Below are 19,270 nucleotides of genomic sequence, written 5' to 3' on the forward strand. Positions count from 1 at the left end.
TGAAATTAATTATTCTTTTACGATTTTATAAGTTCCGGTTTTTTCAGAAGACGAGATATTTAAGAAATAAATTCCCTGTGGAAACGCTTTTAAATTTAAGGTTGTTAATGATTCCGAAGTTCTTAAATTATAAATTAATTTTCCAGAGATATCATACAAATTAATATCTAAATCACTCATATCATCACTTAGCCCGATATTGAGGTATGATGTAACAGGATTTGGATATATAGAAATGTCTTCTTCTAAAAAAGTATCAAACCCTAACGTATTAAAAAACAAACAACCACTGCGCTCTGTACAATTTCCTGAAGAAACTTCAACAGCATAACTTCCATTCGACGAAGGCATAAAAGTTTGATTTGTAGCTCCCGAAATGGCTAAATTTGTATCGCAATCGTACCATTGGTAAGATGCCGATGATTGATTGGATGTGATGGAGGTTGATGTCACAGTAAGGGTATTATCAATGGCGACTAAGCTTGCTTTTGTTGCCATATAAGCCGCTGATAACTTAACCATTTCAAGATAAAAAGGTAAATCTAAATTACTTACAACATCTCCAGTAGTGTGATATTGGTCATTTTCATCACCTTCAGACCAAGCTTCTCCAACCAATACTGCAGGAAAGCCTCTATTCCAAAAACTAGAATGATCACTTAATTCGGTTCCTGGATTAATAATATTAGCATTCAAATTAAATGTATAAGAATTTAGAACCGTATTAATTTCATTTCCCATATTGATTGAAGCTGTATCACCTTGTCTAACATCTATATCAAAACTATTATCACCATCACCATCGTATGCCATCATATCAATATTATAAACACCTATAATATTATCATTGTTATTTACGGCGTCAATAGCATAATCTCTGGAGCCTCGTAGTCCAATTTCTTCTTCATCCCAAAGTGCATATACAATTGTATTATCTAGACATTGTGTCGATAAAATTCGTGCAATTTCTAAAATAGCCGCAACTCCACTTACATTATCGTCGGCACAAAAGTCGGCTACCGAATCATAATGAGCACAAATGATGTAAATATTATCAGGATTTGTTTTTCCTTCTTGGGTAGCATAAATATTACGTCCATTAGTATTAAAAGACTGATCTGTAACCGTTACGTTATCTAGCGCTTCAAATCGCTCAACCAAATAATCTGCTGCCAAATCATTATTGGCTTGCTGTCTGCTTAAAATAGTTACAGTACTACCATTAACTATGGTTGACTGTTCTCCGGAAAACTCATTGAGTGTTAAAGTTAAATTTGCTAAATCGACCTGATTAATAATTTCCTGTACTGTCTGTCCATAAGAAAATATGGTGCATAGAAAGACACCTATCAAAGTAGTTTTAATCGTTTTCATTTTGGGCAATTTTCTATTTATTTTTTATCAAATATAGTTGATTTTATATAAAACACTTATTAAAACGATTAGCCAGCTCTTGTGTTTATTAAGTTTATACCTCTAAATGACATTGTTTCAAAAGGAAAAATTATAAGCTGTGGACTTAATTTGACATAAACATGCCCTTCAACATCTATTTCCACGTAGTTTTACGTGGTTTAGGTTTAGGGTAGAACACAGCTAAAATTGCAATGCATATGATCCTATTTTTAAGCATCATCTTTAAACCATACGTAATGAAAAGATCTGACAATCCTAAAGCTAGAATTTTACAATCCTTGATTTTTTTCGTAGTTCTAGCTATAAACTTGACCATGTGCCAAAAGGCAGAAGCGCAGCAAAAAGCAGTAGAAAAGACTCCGATGTTACCGCTTATTCATGACAAAATAGAATATTTAGATTCGCTTTTTACAGCTGCCATGAAAGATGCTCAAAATCCGGAGCCTCATGAAATAAGCAATAAACTCATAAACTTAGAAACTAATAAAAATCTTTTGGATACAATCATTAATGGTGAACGCTATATTAAAATGGTTTCGTGGAAAGCTAAACCAGAATGGTTTCCTAAACACGGTAAATACAACACTAAAACATTTGATATCTGGGTAACAGTAGCACCAATTATTCAGGATAGCTGCAGAAATTATTACAAAACACAAAAAGACCCTAATATGCGACTTCGTCAGTTATTAGGACTACAACCTTTAACTGTTGAAACGTTTTTTTTAGAACTCTGGGTTAAACCTGCAGATTTATACAGACCGGCTCCTGACAATGAAACCAATGATAGCACAAGTGGTCTTAACTTACCCAACAATGTATCGCCAGCCTACCGCAAATGGTTTAATCAAACCAGAGCATTTCAGTATAGAGACTGTAACGACAGCTTATTTCAACAATATGGATACCCTTGGACCCAGTTAGGTTACACTTACGACTGGAGTCCAGACAACCCATCACACCATGGCTTATCAGAGTTTGTAATTAACCAAAAAACTATCGTGTATGTAAGCGGGAAATACAGTAATAAAGTGTATTGCACTAAAGATTAAAGAGACATTATTACACAATATTATAATTGACCTTTTATTACTATAATTAGTATAAAAGGTCTTTTTCTGTTAAAAAATGTAACAAACTTAAGCATCTTACGTTCTAATAGGTAATCAATCAAAATCAATCATCATGTTAAAAAAATTCTTCATTATCTGCTCTGGAGCAGACACAGACATTCTCGATACTTGTGCTATAGGTGAACAAAATAAATATGCTGGCATTGGAGCCACAGTATTTTTTACGGCTGTAATGGCTTTTATCGCTTGTAGTTATGCTTTATATTCGGTTTTTGATAACCTCTTTGCTTCTATAGGTTTTGGGTTTATTTGGGGTTTGCTCATTTTTAACCTCGACCGCTTTATTGTATCAACCATCAAAAAAAGAAACAATATCATAGATGAAATTATTCAGGCATCTCCTAGGTTAATTTTAGCAGTTATCATTGCTGTGGTCATTTCAAAACCTTTAGAGCTTAAAATTTTTGAAAAAGAAATTAACCAGGTACTCCTTGAACAAAAAAATGAATTGACACTAGCCAATCAAAGTCAAATTGCAGAACAGTTTACTCCAAATGTTAAGGCTTTAGAAACCAATATTTCTATATTAGAATCACAAATTACAGCCAAAGAAAAAGAAGTTAACGCTTTGTATGACGTCTATATTTCAGAAGCCGAAGGAACTGCTGGCACGCAACTTTTGGGCAAAGGTCCTGTTTATAAAGAAAAACGTGAAAAACATGATGCTGCACTGGCTGAATTACAGCAATTAAAAGCCGATAATAAAGCGAAAATTGCAGATATTGAAGCACAAATCGCACAGTTAAATACAGATTACAAAACTCAGGTCAGTTCAACACAACCAATTATTGACGGTTTTGACGGACTGATGGCTAGAGTTAATGCTTTAGGTGAATTGCCATGGCTCCCTTCATTTTTTATTCTATTACTGTTTTTAGCCATTGAAACCTCTCCTATTTTTGCCAAATTATTATCTCCAAAAGGAGAATATGATTATAAATTAGAAGATGCTGAAACTGCAGTGAAAACTTGGGTAGAACAAAAAGTGAGTGAACGTCAAGTTTTATTACATACCGATCAGGTTTTAAATAATAAAATTTATAATGATATTGCCGAAGAAGACGAACTCTACACCTACAAGCGCAAAAAAGCACGCGAATTGATGCAATTACAAGCTGATGCCTTTTTTAAGCATCAAAAGAATGCATTATAAATAATTATAGTAGCAATAATAACTAGGCTGCAGCTTCCTCAGTCTTAAAATGATTATAAAGACTACTGTGCCCAAGACCAATAATTGAAAGACGTTTGTTTTTAACCAAAGCTTCATTATGTAATTGTGCAATAGCACTCACACCATAACGATCAATGCTTGTCAAATGTTCTATACTAACAGTAATTACGTTAGCACTTTCAAATACATTTCTAAATTGCTTTTTAAACACATGTATGTTGTGTCTGTCTAAAGCTCCTTTAACTTTGAAGAAGTTGTTTGCGTGGGTAATTTCTAGGTTCATAATAAATTGATTTAGGTTAATGTTGTAAAAAACTCTACTTTGCTATTAATCAATATCATGATTCATGCCATTTACTATTTTCTTACATTTATATAGTAACTAGCTTTGTAAATATCAGAAATTAAACAAGGTTTCTATGATATTTTCGATTAAATGTATATTTGGTTGGTTTTGGATTATTAACGGGATACTTTACCCGATAAACTACACATAACGAACAGATTGCGCTATCTCTTTTTTAAGATTTTTGTAATTATTTTCTGTAATATTTCACCTCAAAAAGACTTTTTTGTAAAACTTAGTTTTAATTATTAGCTATTTTTACCTTCAATTTGACCCTAATTTTAATCTAAAAAGGAAATTAATTACAATGAAACTACGCAATTATTTATACGCCTTACTCATATCATTAAGTATTGTTGGTTGTAAATCGACTAAAGACGTACAGAGTACATCGATTCAAAACGAGATCTCCACGTTTGAAAAACTATCAAACATAAAGAACGTTGTTACTGTTGAACTCAAAACCCCAACAAGTCATTTTGATGAATTTTATGAAATTTGGTTCGAGCAACCTATTGATCATAACGATACCTCAAAAGGCAGCTTCAAACAACGCGTACTTTTAGGTTTTGAAAATTCAAATTTACCTGTCATTGTAGAATTAGAAGGTTATGGTATTAACTCTGAAAAAGCAGGCGAACTTACAACGCATTATAAGGCAAATGAAATTATTATTGAACACCGTTATTTTAATAATTCCCGTCCTGAAGAAATCGATTGGAATACTCTAACATTAGAAAATGCAGCAAAAGATCAAAATATGATCATTAAAAGCATCAAAGATGCAGTATTTCCTAAAGCCAAATTTATAACTACCGGAATTTCTAAAGGATGCCAAACCACTATGGCACATCGCCGATTTTTTCCAAATGCAGTTGATGCCAGTGTATGCTATGTTGGACCACTAAATTACAAACGTGAAGACCCTAGAGTTTACAGTTTTTTAAAAACAGTTGCTACTCAAGATGAAAGAGACAAAGTAATGGCGTTTCAAAATTTATGTTTTAAAAATAAGTCTGCATTGCTAGAAAAAATGAAAGCAGCAGCAATAGCTAAAAACATGTCCTGGGAATTTGGGGTTGAAAAAGCTATCGAATATACCATCCTTGAATACTCATTTGCATTTTGGCAATGGGGAACATCTACTGATGACATTCCTTCACAAAATGCCTCAATCGATGCAATTTATAAGCACTTGATTGATGTTGTTGGCTATGGCTTTTTTGAAGAAAGCTCTGTTAATAAACTTCAGCCCTATTTTTGGGCAGCTCTAACGCAACAAGGCATTTATGGCTATGAAACTGCGCCTTTTAAAACCTATTTAAACACTGAAGATATTTATAAATTTGATTGGGCATTTCCTGAAGGCATTTCCAAGACCTATGATCTTAAACCTATGCAAGACATCAAATGGTTTTTAGACACTACAGCCGAGGACATGTTATTCATTTATGGTGAATATGATGCTTGGAGTGCTACAGCTGTTGAATTAAATGATACGTCTAAAGACAGAGAAATATACAAATATGTAAAGCCTAAAGGAGATCACACCACTCGTATTAAAAGTTTTTCAGAAGATACTCAGCAATCTATTTATTCTATCATAGATGGATGGCTAAATGACTAATTAAAAGCGTCTGTCGGGATGAAACATCTGTGTTGGAATAGATGTGCTTTTATCATTAATAATTTCTGAAACTAATTTACCTGTTGCTGTTGCCATACTCCAACCCATCATAGCGTGGCCAGTTGCAATAGTTAGATTTTCACATTTTGAAGATTTACCAATATAAGGCAATCCGTCTGGTGATACAGGACGTAAACCGGAAGCTGCATTATTTTTCTCTTCGGAATTTAAAGTCACTTCAGGATAATAACGTGACGCAGCCTCTGCTATAGCTTCAACGCGTATGTGATTGATATTATGGTTAATTCCTGCTATTTCCATAGTGCCTGCAAATCGAGTAAATCCGTTCATAGGTGTGACTGCTACTTTAGCTTCGGCTAAAATTGCAGGAAGCGTAATTCCTGTGATTTGAGTGGTATTAATTCGGTATCCTTTTCCCGCTTGAAGCAATAGTCTTAATCCTAATTTTTTACTTAACATATGAGACCATGAGCCTGCTGCAAGTACAAATTCGTCGGCTTTCAACACTTGTTTATCTGTAGTAATAGATTGTATTCTCTTATCTGAAACCTCTAAATCTTCAACTTTTTCATTTTTAAAAAACTGAACACCTGCAGCTTTTAAATGTGCTTTCATTTCATCCATAAACTCATGCGGTGTTGTATGTGAATCACATTGGTAAAATGCAGCGCCTTTTGCTTCTATTTTGGCATTGGGCTCTAAAATTTTTAATTCTTCAGGAGCAATCATTTTTGCAGCTAAACCTTCTCGTTTTGCAAGTTGAACAGTGTGAACCTCTTCTTCAAGCATTTTTTCAGTTTGACACAACATCAATAAGCCCTTTTTCTCATACTGAAATGTAAAATGTTCATCTTTTTTGATATCATCGTATAAATCTTGACTCCATACAGCAATTGACTTTATAGCAGGAATAGCCTTATTTACATGACTCAAATTACAAGATTTATTAAACGCCCAAACCCATTTTAAAAAGTCTGATTCTAATCTGGGTTTTATATACAAAGGACTCGAAGCATTAAACATCCATTTGAGCCCTTTTTTCATAACTCCGGGAGCAGATAGTGGTATAATATGACTTGGTGATAAATATCCAGCATTCACATAAGAAGCTCCAGCATCTAAATTAGACTGATCGACAATGGTCACCTGATGCCCTTCTTTTTGCAGGTAATATGCAGAACACAATCCTATTATTCCGCCTCCTATCACGATAACTCTTTTACTCATTTATTCCCATTCAAAGTTCCAAATTGGTGTTTCATCACGTAAATGTTCCACAAAGTAATTCCATCGTTTTTTGATAAAATACTTACGATGTTGGTCTCTATATCCATGACGCTGACTTGGTAAAATCAGTAAGTCAAACTCCTTATCTGCTTTTACTAAGGCTTCAGCAAGTTTAAACGTTGCCGAAGGGTTTACATTATCGTCTAAGCCTCCATGAACTAACAATAATTTTCCTTTTAAATTTTTAGCATTAGTAATATTTGAAACAGCCTCATAAGAGTCATCTACAGGCCAACCTTGATACATTTCTGGCCACCAAGCTTTCTCCATTCTGAAATCATGATCTGCTGAACTTGCCACACCAACTTTGTAGAAATCAGGAAAAGCTAGCATCGCCCTTCCTGTATCATAACCTCCTGCCGAATGACCAAAAACTCCAACACGATTCGTATCAATCCAACTAAATTTTTTACCTAGATATGTAATAGCCAGCACATGATCTTCTAAATTATTCCCCATGTTTTTATACGAATGCTCTCGAAATTCTTTTGAGCGGCCTGAAGTACCTAGCCCATCTATTTGAACCACTATAAAACCTAATTCTGCTAAGGATTGATTATCAAAACCACGATTAAACGATTTAGGAAAACGTTGTGTGTGTGGTCCTGTATAGGTAGCATCAATTATGGGATATGCTTTGGAAGCATCAAAATTTGTAGGTTTCCAAAGTGCGCCATAAATGGTCGTTTTTCCATCTTTTGCTGTAAGTTCAAAAACTTCTGGAGGAGTCCACCCTTTTGACTTTACAATTGAAACATCAGCTTGGGTCAAATGGGCCACTATCATTCCTGATTTAGCCTCTCTTAAAACTGTTGTTGTAGGCATATTAATCGTTGAATAATTATCTACAAAGTAGTTTCCATCTTCAGAAAATTGAAGAATATGATGTGCATTTTCAGGTGTTAGCAGTGTTTCTTGTCCGTTAAAATCTACTCTATAAAGTTGCTGATGATAACAATTATTTGCGCGTTCTTTTCCTGAAGCTAAAAAATAAATTATACCATGGTCTTCATCTATATATTCAATATTATTGATATAATACCCATTACTGGTAAGCAATCGTGTTTCGTTTGTTTTAAGGTCGACAATATGAAGTTGTCTCCAACCTGTTCGTTCGGATAAGAAGACGATTTTTTGTTGGTCCTCTAAAACGCGATACTCAAAACTATCAATTCCTGAATTACTAGTTTCTTCAATTAGAATTTCCTCTGTATCAGAATTTAAATCCACACGTTTTACATATTCTTTCAAATAACCACGCTCTGGATACCTTGCATAAAATACACCTGACGCCTTAGACCAATGCCCAGAAACAGAATTAATATGAGTTCCGGTAGGCAATTTTGTTTTCACTTCTTTTTTTGTGTCAACATTATAAAATACTGGTGTGATTTTTACCATGGTGGTATCTCCTGGTGAACCGCGGAAATAAGACAGCAATTTAGGTTTATACAAAGAATCAATACTATAGTCCAAAAGGTACATTTTTTCAGCAGTTCTAAAATCGACTATAGAGGTAGATATCCATTTAGAATCTTCAGACCAATTCACATAAAAGTGCTTTTCACGCTCGCCATTTTCACCTTCCATTTTATCGAACCATCCATACCAAGTTGCGTATTCATAATCTTTTTGACCCTTAAAACTTAATTGATGTTCCTCCTCATTTTCTGTAGATTTTATGAATAAGTTATAATCTTTCGTGTAAGCAATCCATTTACCATCTGGTGATGTAGACTCTAATGGGTTCTCTTCTTCTTCTTTTTCAGGAGGTTTAATTTTGAGTTCGTAGGTTTTTAAATTTAATTCGTACTGTATTTCTTCTGAAGAGAATAAAAGCATTTTTGAATCTTTTTTGATCTGACTTAATTCCAACTGATTCGGACTAACAGTTTTATTAGTCACCTTTGTTATGGCTTCTGCTAATTTTTGATGATCAAAGAGTAATTCTACCGTATTGCTTTTAAACGCTACAGTTTTATAGGTTTTGCCTTGTTTATCATAATCAATAAACCAAAGTCCGGAGTTATCTTCAAACCAATTAACCTGAGTATAAAGGTTGAACGCTGTTTTATTGTTATAGTTATCATACATAAAACTTACAGCACTTTTGTAATGATCTTGTGATGGACTTTGAGCTTGAATAGTTCCTACATAACAACTAAATGCAATAAAACTTAAGAGTAGTGTCTTCATTTGTTTATTTTTTACAATTTCGAAACCAATTCGAGATCATTTTCAACTTTGTACTAAATCACCTGAAATCCATACGCATATGGATCATCTTCAGGGTCTATTGTTATGGTGTTATAGCCATATATTTTTGCCCAACCTTGAATGCTCGGAATTATAGCTTTTATGCCATTTAAAGTGGTCTCTTCTTGTACTCGACCTATAAATTTTGAACCTATAAAACTTTCATGAATAAATGGTTCATCTAATTTTAATTTCCCTTTGGCATATAACTGCGCTAAACGAGCTGACGTACCTGTGCCACACGGACTCCTATCGATAGCTTTATCACCATAAAATACGGCATTTCTTCCAGAAGATGTTTCGTCTATTGGAGAACCTGTCCATAAAATATGTGACACGTCTCGTATGGTTTCATTCTCAGGGTGTACAAATGCATTGGGATATCTGGTATTAATTAATGTTCTTAGTGTTTGAGAATACTGGATAATTTGACCTGCTGAAAATTGATGCACTCCTGAAAAATTCTCTTGCGGATCGATAATGGCGTAAAAATTTCCACCGTAAGCTACATCAAAAGTAAGTACACCTAATTGCGGACATTCTATAGTTAAGCCTTCGGCTGCCAAATAACTTTTGACATTCGTCAATTTCACCCAATCTACTTTACCTTTAGTTTGCTGATAGTCGATTTCAACCAAACCCGCTGGCGTTTCCATTCTAATTTTTCCAGGAATTTTTGGTATAATTAGTCCTTCTTCAATTGCGATGGTAATGGTTCCTATTGTACCATGACCACACATGGGCAGACAGCCAGAAGTTTCAATAAATAAAATGGCAAAATCATTGTCTGAGTGATGTGGTGGATACAAAATACTGCCACTCATCATATCATGCCCACGAGGTTCAAACATCAAACCTTTACGAATCCAATCGTAATGTTCTAAGAAGTACTGACGCTTCTCGCTCATGGTATTTCCTAGTAATTCCGGACCACCTTCTTTGATGAGTCTTACAGGATTACCACAAGTGTGCGCATCAATGCAAACAAAGGTTGATTTACTCATTTTTAAGTCGATCAATATAATTATTTACGCGTCTTTCAAGTATTGATAAAGTCACAGTACCTTGCTCTAAAACAATTTCATGAAATGCTCTGATATCAAATTTAGCTCCTAATTCTTTTTCAGCTTTTTGTCTAAGCTCTCTTATTTTAAGTTCTCCTATTTTATAGGATAATGCTTGACCTGGCCATGAGATATATCGGTCTGTTTCGGTATTAATCTCATGCAACGATAAAGCAGTATTAGAGGCCATATACGTAACAACCTGATCTCGCGTCCAGCCTTTTGCATGAATTCCTGTATCGACAACTAATCGGCATGCACGCCACATTTCATAGGTTAATTTACCAAACTCTTCATATGGAGTGGTGTACATTCCCATTTCATTGGCTAAAAACTCAGAATACAAACCCCATCCTTCACCATATGCAGACAAGTATAAATTCTTTCTAAACTGCGGAATACTATCACCTAATTCATTATTTAAACTGCCTTGTAAATGATGACCTGGAACCGCTTCATGAACCGTTAAAGCTGGTAAAGTATATAGAGTTCGGCTAGGTAAATCATACGTATTTACCCAATAATAACCAGGTTCTGTGCTTTCTTTTGTAGTTCCTACATAACGTCCGCTAGTGTATTTTGGAGCAATTGCATCTGGAACTGGTGCAACACCATATGGCTTTCTGGGTAAAGTCTTGAAAAATTTTGGCAGTTGCGCATCGGCACGTTTTGCCATACCTCTTGCAATCATTAAAAGTTGTTCGGGTGTCTTGGCATAGAACTGTTCGTCTGTTCTTAAAAAATGAAAAAAATCTGCAAAGCTTCCTTTAAAGTTTAAATCTGAAATGATTTGTTCCATTTCCGCTTTAATACGAGCCACTTCACTTAGTCCGATTTGATGAATATCTTCGGCTGTATAAGCATCACTAGTTGTATAAAAATTGATTCGGTTTTGGTAATAGGCTTTACCATTCGGAGTTTCAGACACACCTAAAGTTGTTCTAGTTTTAGGAAAATACTCGGTTTCAAAAAATGTCTTTATACGTTTAAATTGCGGTATAACATGCTTTTCAATACTAATTTTAGCTGCAATTAATACTGAGTCTTTTTGAGCTTGAGTTATATCTGATGGTAAATTTTTAAACGGAGAATAGTAATGGCTATCTTCAAAATTCTCAACAATATTAGTATCGTAAGTTGACTCATAACCTTTAAAAATCACAAGTGGTTGAGAAACTCCTTTTTCTAAACCCTCACGAAGGTTATCAAAATGCTGATCTACAAATTCGGGAATGGCATTTAAGGTATTCAGGTAATTTTTAACCTGATTATAATCATTTAACGGTCTGACTTCATACGTTAAATTGCTATGAAAACCTGTATCAGAAAGTAATGGATTTAAATACTGCTCAAATTCATAAAAATGTATCTGATCTTCCAATACAAACTTTAAAAGCTCTGCTGAAATCTGTTCGGTTTCGTTTAATTCATCGAAATTAATATGAGATAACTCTTCTAATTTGGTTTTTGCAAATTCTGCTTCCGATTTATAATAGTCTTTTGTAAAAAGACCCAAAGGATATGCATTTTTATCATATCCTTCATGGTCTTGATAGCTATTAATTATTTGGGTTAAATCTTTTGTAATTGGTGTCGATTTTTCTTTTTCACAACCAAAAATTAATAGCAGTATTATTAGTGAAATTATAGTATAGTGTTTCATATAGCATCACGTGTTTGTGTGTTATTTAACAATCTTGAAATCTCTAAAGGATTTTCATTTTTGAGTTCATCAGGTAGTAAGTTATTAGGCCAGTCTTGATAACTAAACGGTCTCACCCAACGTTTAATCGAATGAATCCCAACTGCCGTAAAACGACTATCTGTAGAAGCTGGATAAGGTCCGCCATGCACCATTGACGGACAAACCTCAACACCCGTTGGAACACCATTATAAATGATTCGACCAACGCGATTTTGTAGTGCCGAAATGACTTTAGAGTAATTAGAAACCTCGTTCGTTTCGGCAATCACTGTTCCTGTAAGTTGCCCTTCTAACTTAGTAATGACAGTCTCCAGCTCTTTAGCATCTTTGCATTGAACCACCATTGAAAATGGACCAAAAACCTCTTCATGTAAGTCTGAATTTTTGATAAACGACGCCCCTTTTACAGTTGTTACTGCTTGCCTGGCATAATTGGTTTGCACCTCCATATTATAATCGGCTGATATCTCAAGTTCAGAGTGCGCCAAAGCTTTAGCCTTTTTAGAGTTATACGCACCCATAATATTAGGATGCAACATACAAGCAGGTTCTATGTTTATAATTTCTGCGGAAAGTTGCGTGATAAAGTGAGATAAGGCTTCACTTTCAATCCCTAAGATCAAACCTGGATTGGTACAAAACTGACCTGTTCCTAAAGTAATAGAACTCGCATAGGTTTTTGCCAAAGCTTCACCTCTATTTTTTAAGGCTTCCGGAAGCATCACTACGGGATTGACACTTCCCATTTCAGCAAATACAGGAATAGGTTCTTCGCGTTGGGAAGCTAAATCATACAGCGCTCGACCTCCTTTTATACTTCCAGTAAAACCAACGGCTTTAACTCGAGAATCCTTAACTAATTGCGTTCCTACCTCAATGCCGCTACTATTTAAATTTGAAAACACACCCTTAGGCATACCCGTTTTTTTTGCAGCTTTTACAATAGCAGAGGCCACCAATTCGCCAGTTCCAGCATGCATAGGATGTGATTTTACAATCACAGGGCAACCCGCAGCCAAAGCAGCAGCAGTATCACCTCCTGCTGTAGAGTATGCTAAAGGAAAATTACTCGCACCAAACACCACAACAGGTCCCAAAGGCACCATCATTTTACGAATATCAGATTTTGGCATCGGTTCTCTATCAGGTTGCGCTGTATCAATTGTGGCTTCAACCCATGATCCTTCTGCAACTAATTCGGCAAAGGATCGTAATTGACCGATAGTTCGTCCACGCTCTCCTTTGGCGCGACCTTCAGGCAATCCTGTTTCAGAGCAATAAGTCTGAATCAGTTCGTCGTCTAGAGCTAAAATTTCATCAGCAATAGCATTCAAAAAAGCGGCTTTATCTTTTCCTGAAAACGTTTTATAACTATGAAATGCGCTTTCAGCTAAGAGACACGCCGTTTCAATTTCGGCAGGTGTCGCTTCAATAAACGTTGTTTGGTTTTCAATATTTAATTGCGGATTGAAGGTTTTGTAGCTCAAATTTCCTTTCGCTGACAATTCAAATCCGATGTAGTTTTTTCCTGTAATCATAATCAATCTTCCCTATGTGTTATGTTTTATTGATGCGCTCTAAATGCGTTTTTAAATCTACGGGTTTATGTATCACTTTTGTCGATACGGGATATTTTTTTAATAAATTTTCTGGTCGGATAGGTCGTTTTTCAAATCCGCCACCACAATTAGGACACACTTGTTGTAATATGTTTTCGACACAATCTATACAATACGTGCATTCGAAAGTGCAAATCATAGCCTCTTGTGAATCGAAAGCCAATTTCTTATTGCAATGCTCGCATGTTGGTCTTATTTCTAACATTGTATCATTTGTTTATCTAATTGCTAGTTATCCAAAATTCGTGTTAAGGATTGCAGCGACATCCTTTTGTTTTACAAAAGATATAGCGGAAAGCCTGACCTCGCCAAAGCGAGGTAACACCCAAATTATATTATAAATTTTTATAATCTGGAAGCGTTGGTCGTCTTTTCAAACCATTTTCAATAACGTTTAGAACATGTTTGCGTTCTTCTCCATGTAAAGGCAAACGTGGCTCACGAACGGTTTCTGTTCCTAAACCAGTTGCGACTTCAGCTAACTTTATGTTTTGTACTAATTTAGGGTTTATATCTAACTCTAGCAATGGTAAAAACCAGCGATAGATTTCAATAGCTTCTTGAATACGTCCTGCTTTTTGAAGTTCATAAATGGCAACCGTTTCGGCTGGAAAGGCACAGACCAAACCTGCAATCCATCCCTCTGCTCCCATAAGTAAACTCTCTAAGGCGACTGTATCAACACCAGTCATAATTTTGAGTCGGTCACCAAAACGATTTTTAATCCTTGTGACATTAGAGACATCTCTGGTGGATTCTTTAACCGCTTCGATAGTATCACATTTGAGTAGCTCCTCAAACATATCTAGCGTTACTTCGATGTTATAATCAACTGGGTTATTATACACCATAATTGGAAGTGAAGTGTTATTTGCCACGGTTTTAAAATAGGTCACAGTTTCCCGATCGCCAGATTTATAGCGCATTGGTGGCAACATCATTAAGGCAGAGGCACCATCATCTTCGGCATGTTGAGCCGCTTGAATGGCCGATTTTGTAGATTGCTCGGCAATATTTATAAGCACAGGTACTTTATTATCTACATGACTGACCGTTGCTCGTGTTAAAATGCGCTTTTCATCATGACTCAAAGTACTCGCTTCTCCTAATGTTCCACCGAGAACAATGCCATGAACACCAGCTTCTAATTGCGCTGTAATATTATGTTCAAACATCTGTAAATCTAAGGTGTCAGAATCTGTAAATTTTGTCGTGACTGCAGGCATAACGCCTTTCCATTGGATACTCATATGTTTACTTTTTTACGATGTAAAACTACTGTAGTCTTGCAGAATTAAATAATGGCTATTTATCCAATATTGATATTATATTATCCAATAAATGTTTTAAAATTAATAATAAGAATAGTATTTGCGTATATTAGTACATCAAATGCATTTTATTTCGTGAAAGTTTTACCCTTTAAAATACCAAAACCCGACTTTGAAGCTTTAGTTTTTCAAGAAGATAAAGGTCCCTTATTTTTTGATAAGTTGCATCAGCACGAGGAAATTCAGGTGAGTTTAATTGTTGAAGGTGAAGGCACATTAATTGTTGGAGATACTATAAACTATTACAGTTCTGGTGATATTTTGGTGATAGGAAGTAAGCTTCCGCATGTATTTAAAAGTGATGTTTCCGCAGAAAAAGAGGCTTACATGATAAGTTTGTTTTTTACGGAATCTTCGTTTGGATTACATTTTTTTAACCTTGAAGAATTAAAAGAATTACAACCTTTTTTCAAACGTGCAAAACATGGGTTTAAAGCGACATCTCATAAAACACTAATGCGTGATTATTTCAAACAATTAGAATCAGCATCAAAACTAAAACGGTTTATCGTGCTACTTGAATTACTTCAGTTATTATCGAAATCTGCATATACGAGTTTATCAGCTTTCATTTATAATAAAACCTTTACAACGGTTGAAGGCAATCGTATGCGTGATGTGTTTGAATATACGATGAACAATTATGACCAACCGATTTCATTAGAACACATTTCGAGTGTCGCCAATATGACAAAAACAGCGTTTTGTAAGTACTTTAAAAAGCGTACAAACAAAACCTATATAACCTTTTTAAATGAATTGCGTGTGGAGCATGCCTGTCGATTATTGCAATCGTCACAAGATTTGTCAATAGCAGCCATTGCTGAACTTTCAGGCTTTCAGAATATTTCAAATTTCAATCGACAATTTAAAGCTGTGAAGCTGGTAAATCCGTCAAAATTTAAAGCTTCAAAAACTGCTACGATTTTTTAACGTACTGTGTAATGATGACAATCTGCTGACCATCGACTCTACCTTCAATATACTCGGCATTTTCGTGATCTAATCGAATGTTTCTAACCGCAGTACCTTGTTTGGCAACCATACTTGAGCCTTTCACCTTTAAATCTTTAATGAGTACCACAGAATCTCCAGATTCCAAAATTACACCATTAGAATCGCGGTGAATGATTTTGTTTGCTTCATCTTCATGCTCTCCAGTTGCTCTTGCTAAAGCTAAAGCATCATCGTCAAGGTACATCATGTCTAATAAATCTTGCGGCCAACCTTCGTTACGAAGTCTTTGCAACATTCGCCAGGCCATAATCTGCACTGCAACGTGCTCACTCCACATACTGTCGTTAAGACTTCTCCAATGGTTAGGATCCATGTCGGTTTTACTCTCAATCTGATCTAAACAGGTATTACAAACTAAGACATCATTAGCGACATTTTCATTTAGAGAAGGCGGAATTGTATATTGCTTTAAACCATTAGTAGATGCGCATAATTCACAGGTATTGTTGCTGCGTTCTTGTAGAGTTTGTAGTACGCTCATATTGACTATTTTTAAAAGGCAAATATATGAATTGTTCACTTTTAAAATTAAAAAAAGAGTTTATGATGCATAGGATGTTTTATGATTAAGATTTCTATCGATATAAACTTCTAATAATTTGGCATTTGAAGCTTCGAAAGTTACAGTATCAGTGACTGCTGGCAGTAATATTGTATCTCCCATTTTTAATGTTTCTTTCACCTCACCTGCAGTAATGTCTACCTGCCCCTCAACACACATAGAAATGATAAATGAATCTAATAGCTGATAGTTTTTGACAAATCTGTTTTTGACCTTTATAATATTCGTAGTAAAAAAATCACAATCAACAAGATTAGCACTGTCATTTGATTTTAATTGGTATTGCGCTTTACTATTAAATGAAAATTGTTTTGTTGCTTGTTCTGCTAACTGCGTATGTAACTCTCTTTTATCACCATTATCATCGGTACGATCCCAATCGTAAACACGATAAGTTATATCTGAAGTTTGCTGAATTTCGGCTGCCAAAACACCAGCTCCAATAGCATGAATCTTTCCTGCTGGAATAAAAAAACTTTCACCCTTTACAACAGCTTCCCTATTAAAAACAGTATTTACATTCTCTGAAGTGATGTGATTTAAAACTTTAGGATTGGTAATGTCATCTTTTAATCCCAAAATAATATTAGCGTCATCATCGCTATCCATGATATACCACATTTCAGTTTTACCAAAAGAATTATGGTACTTTTTAGCCATTGTATCATCTGGATGTACTTGCACAGACAAATCAGTTTTAGCATCTAAAAACTTAATCAATAATGGAAAGTTATGACCAAATTGTTTAAAATTATGAGTTCCTAAAAATTGTGATTCATGATTTAACATGAGTTCTTTTAGACTTAGGCCTGAATAAATTCCGTTTTCTACTATAGAAACATTATCATTTACATCAGATATTTCCCAACTTTCCCCTATGTTATCCTTATCGGTGTCTTTTGATAACAGGGAACTTAATTTATGGCCTCCCCAAATCTTTTCTTTAAGTATGGGATTAAATTTTATAGGATATACTTTCATTTTTGATTTGGTTTTAAAATTTACTTTGATAATGTAAATTATCAACTTGCTTTTCTAGTTCGATTTTTTTCAAATAATCAACCACTGAGAATAGCTTTTGAAATAGTGTTTGTTTTTTATTTTGATCTCTTAAAATCTTTTTATCATACCTGATAATCTCATCTTGATATTCATTAATCATTACCATGACAGTATTTAGACCATGATGTCTTGTATTTAATGAATTCGCATTGACATATCCTAAGTGTTTCAATTTAAATGCATTGAACATATACCTTGCGCCACATTTAACTGCTGAAATATCTGATTTAAATCGTTTGATATTAACTACTGAAACATTCTTAAAGTGTTCTTTTAGGTCTTTTAGAATTAAATATGTATCATCCTTACTATCGTTATTTACTAAGCAGAATTCTATGTGCTTTAATTCTCTACAGTAACTCTTAAAAAAATCAATATCAATTTCATTTTCATAGTTATGAAAAACAATGATGATTCCAGTTTTCATAAAATCAGTTTAATATTAATTGACAATTGTAAACGTAGGTTTGACGGCTTCTTGCGTTATTGGTTTTTTACTTCGATACACCCAAGCGATTTGCGCCAACTGACCTATAATTTTAAAGGAATCTTTCATAGATAACTTAGATCCATCGGCATGAATCCATCGTTTCAAAGGCTGTTCACATAACATCGATTTAGCTTTCGTTAAGCCAAAATGTAGTGTGATTCTTTTAAAGATTTCCACATCAAAAATCCATTGTGTGACAAACTTTTTATCAAAGGCAACGGCTATAACATCTTTATGAAAAATTTTAGCACCACACTGCGTGTCTTTGAAATCCATTGACAAAATCTTTCTGATGATAAAATTGATTGTTAAACTAATAATTTTTCTAGCAGATTCTTTAGTTATATTGGCTCCCATTCTAGAAATCCTAGATCCACTAACAATTTTAAAATCTGATTGTTCAATGGTTTTTACCAAGTCATCAAAATCAGATAAATCTGTAGATAAATCTGCATCCAGAAAGCCGATATAATCCAAATCTTCCTTTTTGGACATATGAAGCATTCCTAAACGAACCGCTTCAGCTTTGCCTCCATTTTTTTCACAATCATAAACCGTAATAAAATCTTCTCTACCCTCTTGTAATTCTTTTAAAACGTTTAAGGTATTGTCTTTACTACCATCGTTTACAAAACATAAGTGATATCCTGTATTTTTATCGATATAGTCTATAAATTCTTTACTTAACAAGCGTTCTTCTTCATTATAGCAAGGAATTACTACACCAACACAACGCTGTTGAATCATGACATTACTATTCGTGTTAGCTTCTGACAGGTTTGGTACACCTATTAATCGCTTAACTCTTGCACAAATTTCATTTAGGCTTAAAGGCTTTTTCATATAATCATCAATTCCTAAGTCAAAACCTTTGGTAATAGTTTCATCATTAGTATTTCCTGAAAGAATCATTATTGGAGTTGAATGCTTTTTAGTACGTCTTATATATTTAACGACATCCAATCCTGATACACCTGGCATATTAATATCTACAATGACCAAATCTGGTTGAATTGAATCGTATATTTCTAATCCTTTAGCAGAATTAGTTTCTATATTCACCTCATAACCGAGTTCTAATAAACGCTTCTGTAAAGGAAGTAAAACAAGTTGTTGATCATCGATTGCTAAAACTTTCATAATAGTATATTTTTATTGTT

17 protein-coding genes are annotated in these 19,270 nt (G+C 34.5%); 4 read left to right on the plus strand and 13 right to left on the minus strand.

Annotation, left to right across the window (positions count from 1 at the left end):
• Positions 1–9 precede the first annotated feature (9 nt).
• Positions 10–1,374: a M28 family peptidase gene (locus H7350_RS01490; protein WP_204344100.1), complete on the minus strand. Its 1,365-nt coding sequence runs from the start codon at positions 1,372–1,374 to the stop codon at positions 10–12.
• Positions 1,375–1,652: 278 nt separating this feature from the next.
• Here H7350_RS01490 and H7350_RS01495 point away from each other — a divergent pair, with 278 nt between their 5' ends.
• The gene (locus tag H7350_RS01495; protein ID WP_204344101.1) at positions 1,653–2,468 is read left to right on the plus strand and encodes a hypothetical protein; all 816 of its coding nucleotides are present in this window, start codon (positions 1,653–1,655) and stop codon (positions 2,466–2,468) included.
• A gap of 133 nt (positions 2,469–2,601) precedes the next feature.
• The gene (locus H7350_RS01500; RefSeq protein WP_204344102.1) at positions 2,602–3,702 is read left to right on the plus strand and encodes a DUF4407 domain-containing protein; all 1,101 of its coding nucleotides are present in this window, start codon (positions 2,602–2,604) and stop codon (positions 3,700–3,702) included.
• A 22-nt stretch (positions 3,703–3,724) separates the two neighbouring features.
• Here the strand turns inward: H7350_RS01500 and H7350_RS01505 are convergent, their stop codons facing one another.
• Positions 3,725–4,006, minus strand: a complete 282-nt coding sequence (locus H7350_RS01505) for an STAS domain-containing protein (protein WP_204344103.1) — start codon at positions 4,004–4,006, stop codon at positions 3,725–3,727.
• A gap of 370 nt (positions 4,007–4,376) precedes the next feature.
• Here H7350_RS01505 and H7350_RS01510 point away from each other — a divergent pair, with 370 nt between their 5' ends.
• On the plus strand, positions 4,377–5,696 hold the full coding sequence (locus H7350_RS01510; protein ID WP_204344104.1) for a S28 family serine protease: 1,320 nt from the start codon (positions 4,377–4,379) through the stop codon (positions 5,694–5,696).
• Here H7350_RS01510 and H7350_RS01515 read toward each other — a convergent pair whose 3' ends face one another.
• From H7350_RS01515 to H7350_RS01545, 7 genes are all read right to left on the minus strand, one after another.
• On the minus strand, positions 5,697–6,944 hold the full coding sequence (locus H7350_RS01515) for an NAD(P)/FAD-dependent oxidoreductase (RefSeq protein WP_204344105.1): 1,248 nt from the start codon (positions 6,942–6,944) through the stop codon (positions 5,697–5,699).
• Positions 6,945–9,200: a S9 family peptidase gene (locus H7350_RS01520; protein WP_204344106.1), complete on the minus strand. Its 2,256-nt coding sequence runs from the start codon at positions 9,198–9,200 to the stop codon at positions 6,945–6,947.
• 53 nt (positions 9,201–9,253) lie between these two features.
• Positions 9,254–10,264 carry a 4-hydroxyproline epimerase gene (locus H7350_RS01525; RefSeq protein ID WP_204344107.1) on the minus strand — a complete coding sequence of 337 codons (1,011 nt, stop codon included), beginning with the start codon at positions 10,262–10,264 and terminating at the stop codon, positions 9,254–9,256.
• On the minus strand, positions 10,257–11,987 hold the full coding sequence (locus H7350_RS01530) for a DUF885 domain-containing protein (RefSeq protein ID WP_204344108.1): 1,731 nt from the start codon (positions 11,985–11,987) through the stop codon (positions 10,257–10,259). Before H7350_RS01530 ends, H7350_RS01525 begins: the two co-directional genes overlap by 8 nt.
• Complete coding sequence (locus H7350_RS01535; protein ID WP_204344109.1) at positions 11,984–13,567, minus strand: aldehyde dehydrogenase (NADP(+)); 1,584 nt, start codon at positions 13,565–13,567, stop codon at positions 11,984–11,986. The genes H7350_RS01530 and H7350_RS01535 overlap by 4 nt, the downstream gene beginning before the upstream one ends.
• Before the next feature lie 19 nt (positions 13,568–13,586).
• A complete protein-coding gene (locus H7350_RS01540) occupies positions 13,587–13,853 on the minus strand; it encodes a DUF1272 domain-containing protein (RefSeq protein WP_204344110.1) in 267 nt (88 codons plus the stop codon).
• A gap of 130 nt (positions 13,854–13,983) precedes the next feature.
• Positions 13,984–14,898 carry a dihydrodipicolinate synthase family protein gene (locus H7350_RS01545; protein ID WP_204344111.1) on the minus strand — a complete coding sequence of 305 codons (915 nt, stop codon included), beginning with the start codon at positions 14,896–14,898 and terminating at the stop codon, positions 13,984–13,986.
• A gap of 156 nt (positions 14,899–15,054) precedes the next feature.
• Here H7350_RS01545 and H7350_RS01550 point away from each other — a divergent pair, with 156 nt between their 5' ends.
• Positions 15,055–15,912 carry a helix-turn-helix domain-containing protein gene (locus H7350_RS01550; protein WP_204344112.1) on the plus strand — a complete coding sequence of 286 codons (858 nt, stop codon included), beginning with the start codon at positions 15,055–15,057 and terminating at the stop codon, positions 15,910–15,912.
• On the opposite strand, the gene H7350_RS01555 is transcribed toward H7350_RS01550, so the two are convergent.
• The 4 genes from H7350_RS01555 to H7350_RS01570 are packed head-to-tail and all read right to left on the minus strand — an operon-like array spanning position 15,899 to position 19,250.
• Entirely contained in the window at positions 15,899–16,477 is a 579-nt protein-coding gene (locus tag H7350_RS01555) for a PhnA domain-containing protein (RefSeq protein WP_204344113.1), read from the minus strand. The two genes, H7350_RS01550 and H7350_RS01555, sit on opposite strands and share 14 nt — an antisense overlap.
• 60 nt (positions 16,478–16,537) lie before the next feature.
• Positions 16,538–17,539, minus strand: coding sequence for a type I phosphomannose isomerase catalytic subunit (locus H7350_RS01560; protein ID WP_204344114.1), 1,002 nt, complete (start codon positions 17,537–17,539; stop codon positions 16,538–16,540).
• A gap of 13 nt (positions 17,540–17,552) precedes the next feature.
• Positions 17,553–18,047, minus strand: coding sequence for a glycosyltransferase (locus H7350_RS01565; RefSeq protein ID WP_204344115.1), 495 nt, complete (start codon positions 18,045–18,047; stop codon positions 17,553–17,555).
• A 15-nt stretch (positions 18,048–18,062) separates the two neighbouring features.
• Positions 18,063–19,250 carry a response regulator gene (locus H7350_RS01570; RefSeq protein WP_204344116.1) on the minus strand — a complete coding sequence of 396 codons (1,188 nt, stop codon included), beginning with the start codon at positions 19,248–19,250 and terminating at the stop codon, positions 18,063–18,065.
• Positions 19,251–19,270 lie beyond the last annotated feature (20 nt).

The organism is Psychroserpens algicola (assembly GCF_014526325.1).
GTDB lineage: Bacteria > Bacteroidota > Bacteroidia > Flavobacteriales > Flavobacteriaceae > Psychroserpens > Psychroserpens algicola.

Coding starts and splice junctions, on each gene's coding strand:
- H7350_RS01490 (WP_204344100.1), bottom strand. CDS start 1,374: ATGAAAACGATTAAAACTACTTTGATAGGTGTCTTTCTATGCACCATA.
- H7350_RS01495 (WP_204344101.1), top strand. CDS start 1,653: ATGAAAAGATCTGACAATCCTAAAGCTAGAATTTTACAATCCTTGATT.
- H7350_RS01500 (WP_204344102.1), top strand. CDS start 2,602: ATGTTAAAAAAATTCTTCATTATCTGCTCTGGAGCAGACACAGACATT.
- H7350_RS01505 (WP_204344103.1), bottom strand. CDS start 4,006: ATGAACCTAGAAATTACCCACGCAAACAACTTCTTCAAAGTTAAAGGA.
- H7350_RS01510 (WP_204344104.1), top strand. CDS start 4,377: ATGAAACTACGCAATTATTTATACGCCTTACTCATATCATTAAGTATT.
- H7350_RS01515 (WP_204344105.1), bottom strand. CDS start 6,944: ATGAGTAAAAGAGTTATCGTGATAGGAGGCGGAATAATAGGATTGTGT.
- H7350_RS01520 (WP_204344106.1), bottom strand. CDS start 9,200: ATGAAGACACTACTCTTAAGTTTTATTGCATTTAGTTGTTATGTAGGA.
- H7350_RS01525 (WP_204344107.1), bottom strand. CDS start 10,264: ATGAGTAAATCAACCTTTGTTTGCATTGATGCGCACACTTGTGGTAAT.
- H7350_RS01530 (WP_204344108.1), bottom strand. CDS start 11,987: ATGAAACACTATACTATAATTTCACTAATAATACTGCTATTAATTTTT.
- H7350_RS01535 (WP_204344109.1), bottom strand. CDS start 13,567: ATGATTACAGGAAAAAACTACATCGGATTTGAATTGTCAGCGAAAGGA.
- H7350_RS01540 (WP_204344110.1), bottom strand. CDS start 13,853: ATGTTAGAAATAAGACCAACATGCGAGCATTGCAATAAGAAATTGGCT.
- H7350_RS01545 (WP_204344111.1), bottom strand. CDS start 14,898: ATGAGTATCCAATGGAAAGGCGTTATGCCTGCAGTCACGACAAAATTT.
- H7350_RS01555 (WP_204344113.1), bottom strand. CDS start 16,477: ATGAGCGTACTACAAACTCTACAAGAACGCAGCAACAATACCTGTGAA.
- H7350_RS01560 (WP_204344114.1), bottom strand. CDS start 17,539: ATGAAAGTATATCCTATAAAATTTAATCCCATACTTAAAGAAAAGATT.
- H7350_RS01565 (WP_204344115.1), bottom strand. CDS start 18,047: ATGAAAACTGGAATCATCATTGTTTTTCATAACTATGAAAATGAAATT.
- H7350_RS01570 (WP_204344116.1), bottom strand. CDS start 19,250: ATGAAAGTTTTAGCAATCGATGATCAACAACTTGTTTTACTTCCTTTA.